Source organism: Streptomyces sp. NPDC043876, from assembly GCF_056435825.1.
Genome location: NZ_JBWKDV010000009.1, coordinates 239,249 through 258,471 on the forward strand (window position 1 = coordinate 239,249; position 19,223 = coordinate 258,471).

At 71.9% G+C, this 19,223-nt stretch carries 16 protein-coding genes; 12 read left to right on the forward strand and 4 right to left on the reverse strand.

The window, feature by feature from the left end:
• The first annotated feature begins 64 nt into the window (after positions 1-64).
• Both AC0693_RS27090 and pruA read left to right on the forward strand, forming a co-directional pair.
• Positions 65-991 carry a proline dehydrogenase family protein gene (locus AC0693_RS27090; protein WP_469318271.1) on the forward strand — a complete coding sequence of 309 codons (927 nt, stop codon included), beginning with the start codon at positions 65-67 and terminating at the stop codon, positions 989-991.
• Between the two features lie 30 nt (positions 992-1,021).
• Positions 1,022-2,653, forward strand: a complete 1,632-nt coding sequence (pruA, locus tag AC0693_RS27095) for an L-glutamate gamma-semialdehyde dehydrogenase (RefSeq protein WP_478803122.1) — start codon at positions 1,022-1,024, stop codon at positions 2,651-2,653.
• A 78-nt stretch (positions 2,654-2,731) separates the two neighbouring features.
• Here the strand turns inward: pruA and AC0693_RS27100 are convergent, their stop codons facing one another.
• Positions 2,732-3,433, reverse strand: a complete 702-nt coding sequence (locus tag AC0693_RS27100) for a nitroreductase family protein (RefSeq protein WP_478803123.1) — start codon at positions 3,431-3,433, stop codon at positions 2,732-2,734.
• Between the two features lie 134 nt (positions 3,434-3,567).
• Here AC0693_RS27100 and AC0693_RS27105 point away from each other — a divergent pair, with 134 nt between their 5' ends.
• The gene (locus AC0693_RS27105) at positions 3,568-4,131 is read left to right on the forward strand and encodes a GNAT family N-acetyltransferase (protein WP_478803124.1); all 564 of its coding nucleotides are present in this window, start codon (positions 3,568-3,570) and stop codon (positions 4,129-4,131) included.
• A 23-nt stretch (positions 4,132-4,154) separates the two neighbouring features.
• On the opposite strand, the gene AC0693_RS27110 is transcribed toward AC0693_RS27105, so the two are convergent.
• On the reverse strand, positions 4,155-6,179 hold the full coding sequence (locus AC0693_RS27110) for a phosphocholine-specific phospholipase C (protein ID WP_478803125.1): 2,025 nt from the start codon (positions 6,177-6,179) through the stop codon (positions 4,155-4,157).
• A gap of 118 nt (positions 6,180-6,297) precedes the next feature.
• Positions 6,298-7,311, reverse strand: a complete 1,014-nt coding sequence (locus tag AC0693_RS27115) for an NADP-dependent oxidoreductase (RefSeq protein WP_478803126.1) — start codon at positions 7,309-7,311, stop codon at positions 6,298-6,300.
• Between the two features lie 66 nt (positions 7,312-7,377).
• Here AC0693_RS27115 and AC0693_RS27120 point away from each other — a divergent pair, with 66 nt between their 5' ends.
• From AC0693_RS27120 to AC0693_RS27135, 4 genes are all read left to right on the forward strand, one after another.
• Positions 7,378-8,307 (forward strand): LysR family transcriptional regulator, encoded by a 930-nt coding sequence (locus AC0693_RS27120; RefSeq protein WP_478803127.1) that lies wholly within the window; start codon positions 7,378-7,380, stop codon positions 8,305-8,307.
• A 259-nt stretch (positions 8,308-8,566) separates the two neighbouring features.
• Complete coding sequence (locus AC0693_RS27125) at positions 8,567-8,698, forward strand: hypothetical protein (protein ID WP_356412621.1); 132 nt, start codon at positions 8,567-8,569, stop codon at positions 8,696-8,698.
• An 88-nt stretch (positions 8,699-8,786) separates the two neighbouring features.
• Complete coding sequence (locus AC0693_RS27130; RefSeq protein WP_468464476.1) at positions 8,787-9,827, forward strand: 3-isopropylmalate dehydrogenase; 1,041 nt, start codon at positions 8,787-8,789, stop codon at positions 9,825-9,827.
• A gap of 228 nt (positions 9,828-10,055) precedes the next feature.
• Entirely contained in the window at positions 10,056-11,156 is a 1,101-nt protein-coding gene (locus AC0693_RS27135) for a branched-chain amino acid aminotransferase (protein WP_356412617.1), read from the forward strand.
• Positions 11,157-11,403: 247 nt separating this feature from the next.
• Here the strand turns inward: AC0693_RS27135 and AC0693_RS27140 are convergent, their stop codons facing one another.
• A complete protein-coding gene (locus AC0693_RS27140) occupies positions 11,404-12,855 on the reverse strand; it encodes a cytosine permease (protein WP_478803128.1) in 1,452 nt (483 codons plus the stop codon).
• A 158-nt stretch (positions 12,856-13,013) separates the two neighbouring features.
• Between AC0693_RS27140 and ureA the strand changes: the two genes are divergently transcribed.
• From ureA to cimA, 5 genes are all read left to right on the forward strand, one after another.
• The gene (gene ureA, locus AC0693_RS27145) at positions 13,014-13,727 is read left to right on the forward strand and encodes an urease subunit gamma (protein ID WP_478803129.1); all 714 of its coding nucleotides are present in this window, start codon (positions 13,014-13,016) and stop codon (positions 13,725-13,727) included.
• Positions 13,724-15,457 (forward strand): urease subunit alpha, encoded by a 1,734-nt coding sequence (locus tag AC0693_RS27150; RefSeq protein WP_478803130.1) that lies wholly within the window; start codon positions 13,724-13,726, stop codon positions 15,455-15,457. Before ureA ends, AC0693_RS27150 begins: the two co-directional genes overlap by 4 nt.
• Positions 15,458-15,544: 87 nt before the next feature.
• A complete protein-coding gene (locus AC0693_RS27155; protein ID WP_478803131.1) occupies positions 15,545-16,591 on the forward strand; it encodes an agmatine deiminase family protein in 1,047 nt (348 codons plus the stop codon).
• 25 nt (positions 16,592-16,616) lie between these two features.
• Entirely contained in the window at positions 16,617-17,252 is a 636-nt protein-coding gene (locus tag AC0693_RS27160) for a TetR/AcrR family transcriptional regulator (RefSeq protein WP_478803132.1), read from the forward strand.
• A gap of 281 nt (positions 17,253-17,533) precedes the next feature.
• A complete protein-coding gene (gene cimA / locus AC0693_RS27165; RefSeq protein ID WP_469318282.1) occupies positions 17,534-19,156 on the forward strand; it encodes a citramalate synthase in 1,623 nt (540 codons plus the stop codon).
• The last annotated feature ends 67 nt before the right edge of the window (positions 19,157-19,223 follow it).

The following is a 19,223-nucleotide window of genomic DNA, read 5'->3' on the forward strand; positions in this document are numbered from 1 at the left end:
CCCTAGGTTTCACGGTGGTCTTGCTTGCCATTCTTTTCACGTCTGCCACCCGTTGGAGGTGCCCGTGCTGGGTCCCGCGATCCTTGCCGCTTCGCGCAGCGACAAGATGCGCCGCATCGTTTCCGCCGCTCCGGTGACCAAGCCCGTGGTGAACCGGTTCATCCCCGGCGAGACGGTCGACCAGGTCATCCCGATCGTCGTGGAGCTCACGCAGAAGGGCCTGGAGGTCACCCTCGACGTCGTCGGTGAGGACATCACCACCGTCGAGCAGTCGCACGCCGCCCGCGACGCCTACCTCCGGCTCATCGAGCGCCTCGCCGAGCTGGGCCTCGGCGAGCGCGCCGAGATGTCGGTCAAGCTCTCCATGTTCGGCCAGGCGCTGGAAGGGGGCCACGAGCTGGCCCTCGCCAACGTCCGCCCGGTCGTCGAGGCCGCCGCCGCCATCGGCACCACCGTCACGCTCGACGCCGAGGACCACACCACCCTCGACTCGATGTTCGCCATCCACGAGGAGCTGCGCCGGGACTTCCCGCAGACCGGCTGCGTGATCCAGGCGTACCTCTTCCGCACCGAGGCCGACGCCCGCCGCCTGGCCGCCGCCGGCAGCCGCGTCCGGATCGTGAAGGGCGCCTACAAGGAGCCCGCCGAGGTCGCCTACCAGAACAAGGCCGAGACGGACAAGGCGTACGTCCGCATCCTGAAGACGCTGATGGAGGGCGAGGGCTACCCGATGATCGGGTCCCACGACCCGCGCCTGATCGCCATCGCCCAGGAGCTGGCCCGCCAGGCCGGGCGCAAGCCCGACGAGTACGAGTTCCAGATGCTGTACGGCATCCGCAGCGACGAGCACCTGCGCCTCGCCGCGGAGGGCCACCGGATGCGCGTCTACACGGCGTACGGCACGGACTGGTACGGCTACTTCATGCGCCGCCTCGCGGAGAAGCCCGCCAACCTCCTCTTCTTCGTCCGCTCGATGATCACCAAGAACTAGTCAGACCTAGCTCAAGGAGTTACCAGCCCCATGGATGCTGTGACCCAGGTCCCCGCGCCGGTCAACGAGCCGGTCCACTCGTACGCCCCCGGCACCCCGGAGCGCGCGCGCCTCGAATTCCAGCTCAAGCAGCTGGCCGAGAACCCGATCGACCTGCCGATGACCATCAACGGCGAGAAGCGGATGGGCGGCGGCGACCGCTTCGACGTCGTGCAGCCGCACGACCACGCCTCCGTCATCGGTACCTACGCCAACGCCACGCAGGCCGACGCGCAGGAGGCCATCGACGCCGCCCTCGCCGCCGCCCCGGCCTGGCGCGCGATGGACTTCGACGACCGCGCGGCGATCATCCTGCGCGCCGCCGAGCTGCTGTCCGGCCCCTGGCGCGAGAAGCTGGCCGCCTCGACCATGCTCGGCCAGTCGAAGACCGCCCAGCAGGCCGAGATCGACACCCCTTGCGAGCTCGTCGACTTCTGGCGCTTCAACGTCCACTTCGCCCGCCAGATCCTGGCCGAGCAGCCGGTCGCGAACTCCGCCGGCGTGTGGAACCGCAGCGACCACCGCCCGCTCGAAGGCTTCGTCTACGCGATCACGCCGTTCAACTTCACGGCCATCGCGGGCAACCTGCCGACCGCTCCCGCCCTGATGGGCAACGTGGTCCTGTGGAAGCCGTCCCCGACCCAGACCCACTCCGCGGTCCTCCTCATGGAGCTGCTGGAGGCCGCCGGTCTGCCCAAGGGCGTCATCAACCTGGTCACCGGCGACGGCATCGCCGTCTCCGAGGTGGCGCTGAACCACCCCGAGCTGGCCGGCATCCACTTCACCGGCTCGACCAAGACCTTCCAGCACCTGTGGAAGTCCGTCGGCAACAACATCGAGAACTTCAAGTCCTACCCGCGCCTGGTCGGCGAGACCGGCGGCAAGGACTTCGTCGTCGCGCACCCGTCCGCGGACCGCGCGATCCTGAAGACCGCCCTGACCCGCGGCTCCTTCGAGTACCAGGGCCAGAAGTGCTCGGCCTCCTCCCGCGCCTACGTCCCGGCCTCGATCTGGAACGACGGCTTCAAGGAGGAGTTCGCGGCGGAGGTCGACGGCATCACCATGGGTGACGTCCGCGACCTGTCGAACTTCATCGGCGCGGTCATCGACGAGCGCTCCTTCGCGAAGAACAAGGCCGCGATCGACCGGGCGAAGGCCGACCCGACCTGCGAGATCATCGCGGGCGGCACGTACGACGACACGACGGGCTACTTCGTCCGCCCGACCGTCATCGCCTGCACCGACCCGGCGAACGAGGTCTTCACGACCGAGTACTTCGGCCCGATCCTGGCCGTCCACGTCTACGAGGACGACGCCTTCGACGCGATGCTGGAGCAGATGGAGTCGGTGTCGGCGTACGCGCTGACCGGCGCCGTCATCGCCCAGGACCGCTACGCGGCGGCCGACGCGATGGACAAGCTTCGCTTCGCCGCGGGCAACTTCTACATCAACGACAAGTCGACCGGCGCCGTCGTCGGCCAGCAGCCCTTCGGCGGCGGCCGCGCGTCCGGTACGAACGACAAGGCGGGCGCGGCCTCCAACCTGCTGCGCTGGACCTCGACCCGCTCCATCAAGGAGACCCTGGTCCCGCCGACCGAGTACGGCTACCCGCACATGGGCTGACGCCCCCGGGCCGCACCGGCCCCGCAGAACCCCGCCCCCGCTCCGGTACCCCCAAGTCCGGAGCGGGGGCGGTCCCATTCAGACCTCGACCAGGACCTGGTCCAGGGACTTGCGGGTCAGGTCCGGGACCTTGCAGTCGGCGGCGGGGTAGCCGACCGGGATGACCGCGAAGGCCTTTTCGTTCTCCGGGCGGTTCAGGACCTGGCCCAGGAAGCGCATCGGGCTCGGCGTGTGGATCAGGGCCGCCAGGCCGCAGAGGTGGAGGGCGGACAGGAGCATGCCGACCGCGATGCCCACCGACTCGTCGACGTAGTAGTGCTTGTGCTTCGTGCCGTCCTCGCCGAGCCAGTAGCGCTGCTGGAAGACCACGATCAGGGCCGGGGCGTCGGTCAGGTGGGTCTTGACGGCGTCCGTGCCGATGGGGCGCAGGGCGGCGAGCCACTCGTCGCCGAGCCGGCCGTCGTACGACAGTTCCTCCTCCTGCTCGGCGGCCGCGCGGATCTGTTCCCGGACGGCCGGGTCCTTGACCAGGACGAAGGTCCACGGCTGCTGGTGCGCCCCGGAGGGCGCCGTCGCCGCGCACGCGATGGCGTCCCGGACCACCTGCTCGGGCACCGGGTCGGGGGAGAAGTGGCGTACGGTCCTGCGCTCGTCCATCCGCCCGCGCAACTCGGCGGCGCGCGCGAGGGATTCCCCGGCCGGCATCCGCTCGGGGCGGTAGGGGGCGGGACGGTACGGCTGGCCGTGGATCGGGGTCCACTGCTGGGTATCGGGAGACATGGGGGGAGTGTGCCGAGCCAATGGTCCAGACCGCCAGGGCCGTGTCGGCCGAATCCGGCCGGTGGGTGACATTGCGTGTCTGCATAGCGGATACGGGGCGGGATGCGGGGCCGGCCGCTTGGTACGGTCCCCGGATGGCTGACGAGGACGGGGCATCCGGACGGCACGTCTCGCTGCGGCACACCGCGCAGCTGGACGAGGGGGAACTGGGCGCGGTGCGGGGCCTGCTCGACGAGGCCTTCCGCGGGGATTTCGACGACCTCGACTTCGAGCACGCCCTCGGCGGGATGCACGCCCTGGTCCGCGAGGAGGGGCGGCTCGTCGCGCACGGGAGCGTCGTCATGCGCCGGGCGCTGTACCGCGGCCGGTCCCTGCGCACGGGGTACGTCGAGGCCGTGGCCGTCCGGCCGGAGCGCCGCCGCCGGGGGCTGGGCGCGGCGGTCGTGGCGGCGCTGGAGGGGGTGATCGCGCGGGCCTACGTCCTCGGGGCGCTCTCGGCGTCCGAGGAGGGGGCCGCGCTGTACGCGGGCCGGGGCTGGCGGGTGTGGGGCGGGGAGCTCGGCGTCCTCGGCCCCGGCGGGCCCGAACGGCTCGCCGGGGAGGAGGGGTCGACGTACGTGTGGACCACGCCCGGCGGGATCCTGCTGGACCACACCGGGCGGCTCGACTTCGACTGGCGGGACGGGGACGTGCTCTGAGCCGCCCGTTGGATGAGGCCGGCTCAGCCGCTGACGCTCGGGGCGCCCGTCTCTATGTGGCCCGTGTAGCGGCGCGACCAGGTGCCGTCGGAGTCCGCCAGGACGGTGAAGTCGTACCAGCCGTCGGCGTAGGCCACCACGTTGAAGTAGTCCTCGCGGGAGGAGTTCGCGGCCACCGTGTAGGTCCAGGGACCGTCCGTGCGGTAGGCGTTGGAGCGGATGGTGAAGGTGACCGGCGACGCGGAGGCGTTGGTCAGCTTGAAGTAGAGGGCGGTCTTGCCGGTGCCCGGCTCGGTCGCGTAGCGGGCGGCGACCTCGATCGACCTGCCCGCCTTCGTGGTGTCACCGGTGAAGCGGCGCAGGAAGCGGTTGGGGCCGACCATCGAGAGGTCGTACTTGCCGGAGCCGCTGCCGAGGCCGATGTTGAAGTAGTCGCTCGCTGAGCCGCCCGGGTCGACGGTGTACTCCCAGGACGCGGTGTCGCGGTACTGGTGCGGGCGGATCTGGAAGTGCGCCGCGCTCTTCGCCTGGGCGCCCTGGTTGGTCATCGAGAACCAGGCGAGGATCTTGCCCGCGGCGCCGAACTCGAAGCGGTCCAGGTTGCCGTTCACCTGGTACGGCAGGGCGCGCGCCGGGCGGGTCCCGGCTTCCTGCACCGGCAGGGCGTTGTCCTGGGGGACCGGGTTGGAGAGCGGGCCGCAGGTCGACTGCCCGATCACCTTCGCGGTGGACGGGAGGCCGCCGGGGACTCCGTACACGGGGTGGGCGAAGTCGAAGACGCCGGTGAGGTCGCCGGTCACCTTGCGGCGCCAGGCGCTGATGTTCGGACAGGTGGCGGGGGTGCCGAGGGCCGCGGTCCAGGTCTCCATGAACCGGAGGACCGAGGTGTGGTCGAAGACTTCGGAGCTGACCCAGCCGCCGCGCGTCCAGGGGGACATGACGATCATCGGGACGCGGAAGCCGAGGCCGATCGGGGTGCCGTCGATGTACTCGCCGGGCGTGCCGGGCGGGGCGACCGGCGGGGGGACGTGGTCGAAGAAGCCGTCGTTCTCGTCGTAGTTGAGGAAGAGGACGGTGGAGTCGAACACCTCGGGGTCGGCCGCGAGGGCCCGGTAGACCAGGTCCACGAAGTGCGCGCCGTCGCCGGGCGGGGCGTAGGGGTGCTCGGAGAAGGCCTCGCTGGCCACGACCCAGGAGACCTGGGGGAGGGTGCCCGCGACCACGTCCGCGCGGATGGTGGCCGCGATGTCGTCGGGGGTGGAGCCGGTGACCTTGGGCACCGATCCCATGCCCCGGTCCCACAGCGGGTTGCCGGGGGCGGCGTCGGTGAACTTCTTGAAGTAGGCCAGGCCGTTGTCGCCGTAGTTGTCCTGGGCGTTCTGGTAGACCTTCCAGCTCAGGCCGGCCCGCTGGAGGGCCTCCGCGTAGGTCTCCCAGGTCAGTCCGGACTCGTCGCCGCCGTCCTTGCTGCCCGCCTCGACCTTGCCGCTCCACAGGAAGGTGCGGTTGGGGCCGGTGGCGCTGAGGGTGGAGCAGAAGTAGGCGTCGCAGACGGTGTACTGGTCCGCGAGGGCGTAGTGGAAGGGGATGTCGCCGCGGTCGAGGTAGCCGAGGGTGCGGGTGTTGCCGACGCCGGTGACGAAGTTGTCCATCCGGCCCTTGTTCCAGGCCGCGTGCTGCGAGGACCAGCTGTGCGGCAGGTCGCCGTTGCACTGCGCGAGCGTCTCGCCGTCGACCCCGCCGACGGCCGGGGTGGAGCTGAGCTTCCAGGGGTAGTGGCGGCCGCCCCAGTTGGGCTGGTTGAACATGCCCCAGCCGCCCGGGATGTTGCCCGCGGCGCGGTCACCGAAGCCCCGGACCCCCTTCAGCCTGCCGAAGTAGTGGTCGAAGCTGCGGTTCTCCTGCATGAGGATCACCACGTGCTTCACATCGGTGATCGTGCCGGTGGCGGCGGCCGCGGCCGCCGTCGCCGTGAGCGGGGGCAGGGCGGCCCCCGCCACCAGCCCCGCGCCGATACCCACGAATCCTCTGCGGCTGATCGGAGTCACTGGCCACCACTCCCCACTCGGGTGCCCTGTCGGCACGTCAGGCGCAAGAGTGGCGGCGCGTGCGCCAAAGGTCTACAGCCGTGCGGTAAGGGTTCGGTGAACTTCGCGCGGCAGGGATTCAGTCGGCGACCCGGACCAGCATCTTGCCCAGGTTGTCGCCTCGGAGCATGCCCAGGAAGGCCTCCACGGTGTGCTCGAATCCCTGGACAACCGTGGTGTCGGCACCGATCCGGCCACTGCGCAGGTGCGGGACGAGGAAGTCCTCCAGCTCGTCCTGCAAATTGGTGTGGTTTCGAACCAATACCCCTTCCAGGCGCAGCGATTTGTGCACGACCTCGAAGAGGTTGCGCGGCGCGGCGGGCGAGCGGTCCCCGTTGTACATCGAGATCGCGCCCACCCAGGCGATCCGGCCGTGCTCCCGCAGCGCCTCGATCGCCCCCTCCAGGTGGTCGCCGCCGACGTTGTCCACGTACACGTCGATGCCGTCCGGGGCGGCCGCGGCCAGCTGCTCGCCGACCGGTCCGTCGTGGTGGTCGAAGGCCGCGTCGAAGCCCAGGGTCCCGGTCAGGTGGGCCACCTTGGCCGCCGAGCCCGCGCTGCCGATGACGCGGCGCGCGCCGAGCAGCCGGGCGATGTGGCCGGTGGCGGTGCCGACCCCGCCCGCGGCGGCCGAGACGAAGAGGTCCTCGCCCGCGCGCAGCCGCGCCGTGCGGGTCATGGCCGCGTAGGCGGTCAGGCCGGTGCCGCCCAGGATGCTCAGGTAGGCCTCCAGCGGGACGCCCTCGTGGCCCGGCAGGACGCGGGTCCCGGCGACCCCCCGGGTGACGAGCGCGTGCGTGCGCCAGCCCTCCCGGTGGAAGACCAGGTCGCCCTCGCGCAGCCCCGGGTCGCGGGAGGCGACGACCCGGCCCACCGAGCGGCCTTCGAGCGGGGTGCCCAGGACGAAGCCGTCCTCGCCGCCGTCCATCAGCCCGCGGTGGTAGGGGTCCACGGAGAGCAGCAGGTTCTCGACCAGGGCGGTGCCCGGGGCGGGGGAGGGGACGGGGAAGGAGGCGATGGTGAAGTCGGCGGCGGTCGGGACGCCGGTGGGGCGGGCGATCTGGTGGACGGCGTACGCGGTCGGGGAGGTCATGATCAGGAGGCTAGGAAGGAATCCCCGGGCCGGGCAGGGGGTTGCGTTCATGGACGCGAGCCATCCATGAACGGGGCTCATGGAACGAGGGGGAGACCTGTGGAGCTCTTGCCGCGGGAACTGCGGGTGCTCGTCGCGGTCGCCGGGACGGGCGGCTTCTCGGCCGCCGCCGAGACCCTGGGGCTGACCCAGTCCGCCGTCTCCCACTCGGTGCGCGGCAGCGAGGCCAAACTCGGCGTCGTCCTCTTCGAGCGCGGCCGTACGGGCGCCCGGCCCACCCCCGCCGGGGAACGCGCCGTCGCCCACGCCCGCCGGATCCTGCGCCTGTACGAGGTGATGGGCGCCGAGGTGCGCGGCGCCACGGGGGACCCGGGCCGGGACACCGTCGCCGGACCGCTGCGCGTCGCCGCCTTCCGCAGCGCCGCCCTCCACCTGCTGCCGCCCGCCCTGGAGCGGCTGACGGCGCTGCACCCCGGTATCCGGCCCGAGGTACGGGTGGTGCGCGAACTGGGCGCCGGCAGCGCGGGCGAGGTGGCCGCGGGCCGCGCGGACCTGGGCATCGCGACCCTGGGCGGGCCCGGCGACGTACCGCCCGGGCCGGCCGGGCCGCACGGCCTGCTGACCGGGGTGCTCCTGGAGGAGGCGTACGCCCTGGTGCATCCGGCCGGGCACCCGAACCCGCGCGAACTGCCGCTGCTGGACTGGGACGAGAACTGCGGCTCCCACACCCGCGACTGGTGGCGCGCCCAGGACTGGATCCCCGGCGCCACGGTCAAGGCCGAGGACGACGCGATGGTGCTCACCATGGTCGGCCGCGGGCTGGGGATGGCGATCCTGCCCGAGCTGTCGCTCCGGGAGGCCACGGACGCGGTGGAGATCACCGCTCTCGGCCCGCGGCGGCCGGTGCGGCGCGTGGGGTACGTCACCACGCCGGAAGCGGCGTCCACCCTCGCCGTCAGGGCCCTGATCAGGGAACTCCGGGCGCAGAAGGGCTGAAGCGGACGGGCGGGGGAGAGCCCGGGCCGGTCCCGTTGTGCTCCACGGCGGGCCCCGCCGTCTCAGATAGTAGGAAGTCCGAGTAATCGCCGAGACATACAGGGCGGGCTGGCCTAGCTTGGTAGGAGCCGAACGTCTCGCTGATCCAGCGAATGCGGTCGAGAGCGTGCGCCCCCAGACAGGCAACCCCTGTGGCGCACCGTTCCCCGCCCCTTCCGGCGCCTTGGAGACCCCCTCTCTTCTCAAGGAGTCGATCACCATGTCCCAGACCTCTGCCGTCCGCCGCGTCCGCCACGCCTCCCGCCCCGCCGACGCCGACCGCAAGAACGCCGCCGCCGCGCTCCAGCGCGCCCTCGACCGCCGTGACAACGGCGGCTCGACCGGTCACTGACCCGGGGCCCGACCGCTGCTCACGACACGTCCCGTCCGCATGCTGGACGGGACATGTCGAGGGCTGGGACAGGGAGTACGGTTCCGACATGGCGACCAGCATCAATCTCGCAGTGATCCCCGGTGATGGCATCGGCCAGGAAGTCGTGGCTCAGGGCCTCAAGGTCCTTACCGCGGTCCTGCCCCAGGATGTGAAGCTGGAGACCAAGGAATACGACCTCGGCGCCCAGCGCTGGCACCGCACCGGGGAGACCCTCCCGGACGCGGACCTCGCGGCCCTCAAGCAGCACGACGCGATCCTCCTCGGCGCCATCGGCGACCCGTCGGTCCCGTCGGGCGTCCTGGAACGCGGGCTGCTGCTGAAGCTCCGCTTCGCCTTCGACCACTTCATCAACCTGCGGCCGTCGAAGCTGTTCCCCAACACCGCGACCCCGCTGGCGGGCCGTCCGGACATCGACTTCGTCGTCGTCCGCGAGGGCACCGAGGGCCCCTACACGGGCAACGGCGGTTCGCTGCGCACCGGCACGCCCGCCGAGGTGGCCACTGAGGTCAGCGTCAACACGGCGTACGGCGTGGAGCGCGTGGTGCGCGACGCCTACGAGCGCGCCAACGCCCGCCCCCGCAAGAAGCTGACGCTGGTCCACAAGAACAACGTCCTCGTCTTCGCCGGCCACCTGTGGAAGAACATCTTCGACACGGTCGGCAAGGAGTACCCCGAGGTCACCACCGACTACCTGCACGTCGACGCCGCGACGATCTTCTTCGTCACCCAGCCCGAGCGCTTCGACGTCATCGTCACGGACAACCTCTTCGGTGACATCCTCACCGACCTGGCCGCCGCCGTCACCGGCGGGATCGGCCTGGCCGCCTCCGGGAACATCAACCCGACCGGCGCCTTCCCGTCCATGTTCGAGCCGGTCCACGGCTCGGCCCCGGACATCGCGGGCACCGGCAAGGCCGACCCGACCGCGACGATCCTCTCCGTCGCCCTCCTGCTGCGCCACCTGGGCTACGAGACCCAGGCCGCCCGCATCGAGGACGCGGTCTCGGCCGACCTGGCCGAGCGCGACGGCACGTTCCGCAGCACGGATGCGATCGGCGACGCTCTCGCCGCACGAGTAGCCGGCTGACCCGGCAGCTCCACTTCCAGGAAGCCGCCGGGTGGCACACCGCACCCGGCGGCTTTTCCTGTGCGGCCCCGGGTGCCACCATCTCCCCTGGGCCGCAAACACCCCGTTTCACCGAAGCCTGCCCGCGCGCGATAATCGAACGCGAGGCCGCGGAATACGGGGAAGCTCGGACGTCCTAGTACGCCGTGAGCGCGGTCCGCCCTACGAACCGGTGAAGGACAAGCACTCATGACGACGCCCACGATCGAGCTGAAGCCCTCCTCGACCCCCCTGTCCGACGCGGAGCGCGAGGCGATCCTGGCCAGCCCCGGCTTCGGCCGCCACTTCACCGATCACATGGTGACGATCAAGTGGACCGAGGGCCGCGGCTGGCACGACGCCGAGCTGGTCCCCTACGCCCCGCTGTCGATGGACCCGGCCAACATGACGCTGCACTACGCGCAGACGATCTTCGAGGGCCTCAAGGCCTACCGCCAGCCCGACGGCACCGTCTCCACCTTCCGCCCGCAGGCCAACGCCGAGCGCTTCCAGCGCTCCGCCCGCCGCATGGCGATGCCGGAACTGCCGACCGAGCTGTTCATCGAGGCGTGCGACGCGCTCATCAAGCAGGACCGCGCCTGGGTGCCGGACTCCGGCGAAGCCTCCCTGTACCTGCGCCCGTTCATGTTCGCGAGCGAGGTCGGCCTCGGCGTCCGCCCGGCGAACGAGTTCCTCTTCATCGTCATCGCCTCCCCGGCGGGCGCGTACTTCCCCGGCGGCGTCAAGCCGGTCTCCGTCTGGCTCTCCGAGGAGTACGTCCGCGCCGTCAAGGGCGGCACCGGCGACGCCAAGACCGGCGGCAACTACGCGGCCTCCCTCGTCGCCCAGGCCCAGGCGGCCGCGCACGGCTGCGACCAGGTGGTCTGGCTCGACGCGGTCGAGCACCGCTGGATCGAGGAAATGGGCGGCATGAACCTGTACTTCGTGTACGGGCAGGAGGACGGAACGCAGCGCATCGTCACCCCGGAGCTGACCGGTTCGCTCCTTCCGGGCATCACCCGCGACTCCCTCCTCACCATCGCCCGCGACCTCGGCTACACCGCCGAAGAGGGCCGCATCACCACCGAGGACTGGCAGCGCGACAACGCGAACGGCACCCTCACCGAGGTCTTCGCCTGCGGTACCGCCGCCGTCATCACCCCCGTCGGCTCGGTCAAGTCCGCGCGCGCCGACTGGACCCAGGGCAACGGCGAGCCCGGCGAGGTCACCATGAAGCTCCGCTCGGCGCTCCTGGACCTCCAGACCGGCCGCGCCGCCGACACCCACGGCTGGATGCACCCGCTCGGCTAGGGCGTGTTTTAAAAGTAGCGCCGGGGCGCCCGGAGGGCGCGCCTGCGGCGTCTGGTGCCGTGCATCGCAAGGCGGAGGGGCGCCCGTGTACTGGAGTACTTGGGCGCCCCGACAACGCGGCGAGGTGCGGTGCCAGGCGTCGCAGGCCAGGCGGGACTTTTAAAACACGCCCTAGCCCTTCCCGTACGCGACGACGGCCCGCGCCTCCCGAGGGGGAGGTCGCGGGCCGTCGTACGTACGGGGGTGCTCAGACGGTGGCCGGCTCCTCGGCGGAGGCGGAGGTGGAGGCGGACGCCGGGGCGGTGACCGGGGCGTGCGCGGGCCCCGTGCGCAGGGTCAGGGCCGTGTAGACGAGGCCTCCGGCGAGGCCGGAGAAGATGAAGGAGCAGTCGACGCCGCCGGTCAGCGCGAGCAGCGGGCCCTCGTAGAAGGGCGTGCTCACGGCGAGCAGCCCGACCCCCGCGCCGATCACCCAGGAGGCGGTCGCGGCCGGGTTCCATCCGGCGCGGTACCAGTAGATCCCGCCCACCGCGCGGCGGTTGAAGACCTGGAGCGCGTCGGCGTCGTAGTGCCCGCGGCAGCGGACGAAGCCGATGAGGGTGATCACGGCCCACGGGGTGCCGAGCGCGGTCAGGACGAGGACGAAGGAGGTCATCGCGGACTGCACGTTCCACTCGAAGGAGCCGACGAAGACGAAGACGGTGGCGACGGCGGCGGCGATCACGGTGGCCTTGGTGCGGGTCGCCCGGGGGACGATCGCGTCGAGGTCCAGGCCCATGGAGTACAGCATCAGCCCGGCGTTGCCCACCGAGCCGGCCGCGGCGGCGGCGAGCAGCGGGACCAGGTACCAGAAGGGCGACGCGGCGACGAGCGGCCCGGCGTAGTCATCGGCCCCGGCCTTGGCGGCGAGCGCGGTGTAGGTGCCGAACAGCTGCGGGATCAGCAGGCCGATCAGCAGGCCGAAACCGGTGGCCCAGAGGACCTTGGGGGAGCTGTGCCTGTGGGGCGAGATGTAGCGGGTGTAGTCGCCGAGGAGCGTGATGAAGGCGACGGGACCGCTGAGCCCGGCGGCGACGGCGGCCAGCAGCCAGGTCGGCCAGAAGCCGCCGAGGAGGTACGAGGTCTCCGCGGCGGAGGTGGTGAAGTCGGGGGCGTACGCGAAGAGGCCGATCGCGAGCAGGACCACCATGCCGATGGACAGGATCTTGCTCATGCGCAGCAGGAGCCGGTAGCCGAAGACGGCCCCGACGACGGTACACGCGGCGAGCACGCCGTACATCGCGGCCCGCGAGACGCCGGTGTCGGGCAGTCCGGTGAGCCGGGACAGGGCGCCCACCATCACGTCACCGCCGATCCACAGCGTCAGGGCGGTGTAGCCGAGCGAGAGCAGCAGGCCCACCACCGAGCCGACGAGCCGGCCCCGGACGCCGAACTGGGCGCCGCTGGAGGTGGACAGGTTGGTCGCCGTCCGCAGGGAGACCAGGGCCAGCGGCGCGGTGACGGCGATTCCGACGACGGTGCCGGTCACGATGGCGGTGAGCGACGGCCACAGACCCAGTCCGAAGGACGGGGGCAGCCAGCCGAAGACGATCACACCGAGGCAGAGATTGGATCCGAGGAGGATCGAGATCAGGTCACGGGGACCGCTCGTTCGCTCCTCCTCCGGGATGGTGTCGACTCCGCGCTGTTCGATGGGCATGGGGGAGCTCCCTTGGCAGGGCGGGGGGTGGCGATGCGGTTTGTTTGAGCGACATTCAATGTGACCTAAGCCCTGCTCCCAGGTCAATGCTTCAGTGCGGCGAAATGAAGAGTTAGAGTGATGCTCTAACTCATCGACGCAAAAGGTGGTGGATCGGCGTGCGGCTGACCCCTACGGAGCGCGACCGGCTGCTGCTCCGCAGCGCCGCGGAACTGGCCAGGGCCCGGCGGGCCCGCGGCCTCAGGCTCAACGTCCCGGAGGCCACCGCGCTCATCGCGGACACGGTCTGCGAGGCCGCGCGCGACGGCAAGCGACTGGCCGAGGCCATCGAGGAGGCCGCCTCCGTGCTGGGCCCCGACGACGTGCTGCCCGGCGTCAGCGACGTGGTCACCGAGGTGCACGTGGAGGCCGTCTTCGACGACGGCTCCCGCCTCGCGGTGGTCGCGTCCCCGATCCGCGGCGCCGTCGGCCTGGGCGATCACGCCCCGGGGGCGGTCGTCCCCGGACCCGGCGCCCCCCAGCCGGAGCCCGCCCTGCACCTGCACGTGCGCAACACCGCCACCGTGCCGGTCAGCGTCACCTCCCACTTCCACTTCTTCGAGGCGAATCCGCGCCTGGACTTCGACCGCGCCGCCGCCTACGGCATGCGGCTGTGCGTCCCGGCCGGCTCCTCGGTCCGCTTCGACCCCGGCGGCGAGGCCGAGGTCGCCCTGGTCCCGATCGGCGGCGCACGGATCGCCATCGGCTTCGCCGGACTGGTCGACGGCCCGCTCGACGCCCCGGGCGCCAAGGCCGAGGCCCTGCGCCGCGCGGCCGCCTGCGGCTACCTCGGCAGCGAGACCACCGACCCCACGGACGGAGAGCAGGCGTGAGCAAGCAGACCCGGCACAGCGACCACTGCGCCCCCGGCAGCCGCCACATCGACCCGCACGAGTACGCCTCCGTCTTCGGCCCCCGCGCCGGCGACCGCGTGCGCCTGGGCGACAGCGGCCTCACCGTGCGGGTCGAGCACGACTCCCAGAAGCCGGGCGACGAGTTCCTGGCCGGCTTCGGCAAGACCGCCCGCGACGGGCTGCACCTGAAGGCGGCCGCGGTCCGCGAGACCTGCGACGTCGTGATCAGCAACGTCCTGGCCATCGACGCCGTCCTCGGCATCCGCAAGGTCTCCATCGGCATCCGCGAAGGCCGCATCCACGCGATCGGCCGCGCCGGGAACCCGGACACCCTCGACGGCGTGGACGTCGTGGTCGGCACCGGCACCTCGATCGTCTCCGGCGAGGGCATGATCGCCACCGCCGGAGCCGTGGACACCCACGTCCACCTGCTCTCCCCGCGGATCATGGAGGCTTCGCTCGCAGCGGGCGTCACCACGATCATCGGCCAGGAGTTCGGCCCGGTCTGGGGCGTCGGCGTCAACTCCCCGTGGGCGCTGAAGCACGCCTTCAACGCCTTCGACGCCTGGCCCGTCAACATCGGCTTCCTCGCCCGCGGCTCCTCCTCCGACGACGCCCCCCTGATCGAGGCCCTCGCCGAGGGCGGCGCGTCCGGCTTCAAGGTCCACGAGGACATGGGCGCGCACACCCGCGCCCTGGACACCGCCCTGCGGGTCGCCGAGGAGCACGACGTCCAGGTCGCCCTGCACAGCGACGGCCTCAACGAGTGCCTCTCCGTCGAGGACACCCTGCGGGTCCTGGACGGGCGCACCATCCACGCCTTCCACATCGAGGGCTGCGGAGGCGGGCACGTTCCCAACGTGCTGAAGATGGCGGGCGTCCCGAACGTCATCGGCTCCTCGACCAACCCGACTCTGCCCTTCGGCCGGGACGCGGTCGCCGAGCACTACGGCATGATCGTCTCCGTCCACGACCTCAAGCCCGACCTCCCCGGGGACGCGGCCATGGCCCGCGACCGCATCCGGGCGGGCACCATGGGCGCCGAGGACGTCCTGCACGACCTGGGCGCCATCGGCATCACCTCCTCCGACGCCCAGGGCATGGGCCGCGCGGGCGAGACCATCCGCCGCACCTTCGCCATGGCCGCGAAGATGAAGGGCGAACTGGGCCCGCTCGAAGGCGACGGCGAGGGCGACGACAACGCCCGCGTCCTGCGCTACATGGCCAAGCTCACCATCAACCCGGCCATCGCCCACGGCCTGGCCCACGAGATCGGCTCCATCGAGGTCGGCAAGCTCGCCGACATCGTGCTGTGGCGGCCGCAGTTCTTCGGCGCGAAGCCGCAGCTCGTCCTGAAGTCCGGCTTCCCCGCCTACGGGGTCACCGGAGACCCCAACGCGGCCACCGACACCTGCGAACCCCTGGTGCTGGGACCGCAGTTCGGTGCGTACGGAGCCACCGCCGCCGACATCTCCGTGGCCTTCGTCTCGGCCGCCGCCGCAGCCCTCGGCAGTGACGCGATGCCCACCCGCAGGCGCCGGGTCGCCGTCCGCGGCACCCGCGGCATCGGCCCCCGCGACCTCCTCCTCAACTCCCGGGTGGGCGCGGTCGACGTGGACGCGCGCAGCGGGCTCGTCAGCCTCGACGGCGACCCGCTGCGCTCCGAAGCGGCCGACTCCGTCGCGCTGAACCGGCTCTACTTCCTCTGATCCGCCCACGCTCCGCCGCCCCGCCCCGCCCCGCCCTGCCCTGCCCCGCGACGTTCGCCCCGCCCCGCAGCCCGGAAGGACCCCTCCATGACCGTCACCCCCGCCAGCCCCGCCGCCGACGGATTCCGCATGCCCCCCGAGTGGGCTCCCCACGAGCGCACCTGGATGGCCTGGCCCAGCCCGAACCCGACCTTCACCACCGAGGAGGAGCTGACCGAAGCCCGGGCGGCCTGGGGCGCCGTCGCCCGCGCCGTGCGCGGCTTCGAACCGGTGACCCTGGTCGTCGCCCCCGGTGACGCCGACAGCGCCCGCGCGGTCGTCGGTGACGACATCGAGCTGGTGGAGCGGGAGCTGGACGACGCCTGGATGCGGGACATCGGCCCGACCTTCGTCACCAGCGAGGCGGGCGAACTGGCCGCCGTGGACTGGACGTTCAACGGCTGGGGCGCCCAGGAATGGGCCCGCTGGGAGCACGACTCGAAGATCGCGCGCCACGTCTCCGACCTGGCCGGCACCCGGACGTACAGCACGCCCCTGGTCAACGAGGGCGGCGCGATCCACGTCGACGGGGAGGGTACGGTCCTGCTCACCGACACCGTGCAGCTCGGCGCGGGCCGCAACCCCGGCTGGACCCGGGAGCAGGTCGAGCGGGAGGTCCACGCGCACCTGGGCACCACCAAGGCGATCTGGCTGCCCTACGGCCTGGCCGGGGACTACGGCACCTACGGCACCCAGGGCCACGTGGACATCGTCGCGGCCTTCGCCCGCCCCGGCGTGGTGCTCGTGCACACCCAGCCCGACCCGGCGCACCCCGACCACGAGCGCTGCAAGCTGATCGCGGCCCTGCTGCGCGCCCAGACCGACGCCCGGGGCCGCCGGCTGGAGGTCGTCGAGGTCCCCGCGCCGACCGTCCTGGAGGAGGACGGCGAGTGGGTCGACTACTCCTACATCAACCACTACCTCTGCAACGGCGGCGTGGTGCTGTGCTCCTTCGACGACCCGCGCGACGAGGAGGCCGCCGAGATCTTCCGCGGACTGTTCCCCGAGCGGACCGTACGGCTGGTAGACGCGCGTACGATTTTCGCCGGGGGCGGCGGAATCCACTGCATCACCCAGCAGCAGCCGAAGGTGTGACCTGCGGCGGACGACAAGGAGTGCCATGGCGGCCGGTGGGGTACGCGCGCGGAAGAACGCGCCGCCGCGCGAGGACGTACTCGTCGCCGCCATGGCCACGATCGCCGAGCGCGGTCTGGAGGGCCTGACCATGGCGGGCCTGGGCCGCCAGGTCGGCATGAGCAGCGGGCACCTCCTCTACTACTTCCGCAGCAAGGACGAACTCCTCCTGCAGACCCTGGAGTGGAGCGAGGCCGCCCTCGGTGACGAGCGGCGCGCCCTGCTCTCGCGCCGCGGCCCGGTCCGCGGCCGGCTCCAGGCGTACGTCGACCTGTACGTGCCCGACGGGGCCCGGGACCCGCACTGGACCCTGTGGATGGAGGTCTGGAACCGCTCGCAGAACGCCGGCCCCGAGGAGCGCGAGCGCCAGGCGGCCATCGAGGGCGCCTGGCACCGCGACCTGGTGGCCCTGCTCGCCGAGGGGATCTCGCGCGGGGAGTTCCGGCCGGTGGACCCGGACCGGTTCGGGGCCCGGCTGCGGGCGCTGCTGGACGGTTTCAGCATTCAGCTGGCCGTCGGCCTGCCCGGCACCGAGCGGGCCGGCATCCTGGCGCACGTCGGAGAGGTCCTCGCCGAGACGCTCCTGTCCCCGGCCCCGGCGCGGCCGCCGACCGCATCCTGAGACGGCCCGCTCGCGGGGCGGGACGTGTGGCAGACTGCGGGCGTGCTTGCTCAGCCCATGATTACCGGCAGCAGCGCGCCGGTCCGCCGTGACCGCTGACCCCGTGGAAGAACTTCGCGGCAGCGGCATCGTGCCCCAGACCCGCGCGCAGACCTCTCGCACCCGCGAGGGGTTTTTTCGTTTCCCGGCACCATTCCCGCCGGGCGCGGACCGCGCGCGATGATGGGGGCAAGTGGATCCCGGACATCCGGAGCCACTCATCCGACAGGAGTCAGATCAGCATGACGACGACAGAGGCGACAGCGGCGAGCGCGCCCCTCGACGACGGCTTCCATGTCTTCGACACCACCCTGCGCGACGGCGCGCAGCGCGAGGGCATCAACCTCACCGTCGCGGACAAGCTGACGATCGCCCGGCACCTGGACGACTTCGGCGTGGGCTTCATCGAGGGCGGCTGGCCCGGCGCCAACCCGCGCGACACCGAGTTCTTCGCCCGCGCCCGCACCGAGATCGACTTCCGGAACGCCCAGCTGGTCGCCTTCGGCGCGACCCGGCGCGCGGGCGGCTCGGCGGCGACGGACCCGCAGGTCCGCGCCCTGCTGGAGTCCGGCGCCCCGGTCGTCACCCTGGTGGCCAAGTCCCACGACCGGCACGTCGAGCTGGCGCTGCGCACCACCCTGGACGAGAACCTCGCCATGGTCCGCGACACCGTCTCCCACCTGCGCGAGCAGGGCCGGCGGGTGTTCGTGGACTGCGAGCACTTCTTCGACGGCTACCGCGCCAACCCCGCCTACGCCAAGGCGGTCGTGCGCACCGCCCACGAGGCCGGGGCCGACGTGGTCATCCTCTGCGACACCAACGGCGGCATGCTGCCCGCCCAGGTGAGCGCCGTCGTCGCCACCGTCCTCGCCGACACGGGCGCGCGCCTGGGGATCCACGCGCAGGACGACACGGGCTGCGCGGTCGCCAACACCCTGGCCGCCGTGGACGCGGGCGCCACCCACGTGCAGTGCACGGCCAACGGCTACGGCGAGCGCGTCGGCAACGCCAACCTCTTCCCCGTCGTGGCCGCGCTGGAGATCAAGTACGGCCGCACGGTGCTGCCCGCCGGCGCGCTGGCCGAGATGACCCGGATCTCCCACGCCATCGCCGAGGTCGTGAACCTCACCCCCTCGACGCACCAGCCGTACGTCGGCGTCTCGGCCTTCGCGCACAAGGCCGGCCTGCACGCCTCGGCGATCAAGGTGGACCCGGACCTCTATCAGCACATCGACCCCGAGCGCGTCGGCAACACCATGCGGATGCTGGTCTCCGACATGGCCGGGCGCGCCTCGATCGAGCTGAAGGGCAAGGAGCTGGGGGTCGACCTCGGCGGGGACCGGGCGCTGATCTCGCGGGTGGTCGAGCGGGTCAAGGAGCGCGAGCTGGCGGGCTACACCTTCGAGGCCGCCGACGCGTCCTTCGAGCTGCTGCTGCGGGCCGAGGTCGAGGGCCGGGCGCGCAAGTACTTCCGTACCGAGTCCTGGCGCGCGATCGTCGAGGACCGCCCCGACGGCACGCACGCCAACGAGGCCACGGTGAAGCTGTGGGCCAAGGGCGAGCGCATCGTCTCCACCGCCGAGGGCAACGGCCCGGTCAACGCGCTCGACCGGGCGCTGCGCGGGGCGCTGGAGCGCTTCTACCCGCAGCTCGCCAAGTTCGAGCTGACCGACTACAAGGTCCGCATCCTGGAGGGCAAGCACGGCACGGACTCCACGACCCGGGTGCTGATCGCCACGACCGACGGACACCGCGAGTGGTCCACGGTCGGCGTGGGCACCAACGTGATCGCGGCGTCCTGGCAGGCGCTGGAGGACGCGTACACCTACGGCCTGCTGCGCGCGGGCGTCGAACCGGCGGAGTAGGGCCGGGGCGCCGGGGCAGACGGTCCGGGGGCCCGGCAGCGGGCCCCCGGACCCTTATGTCCCGCTC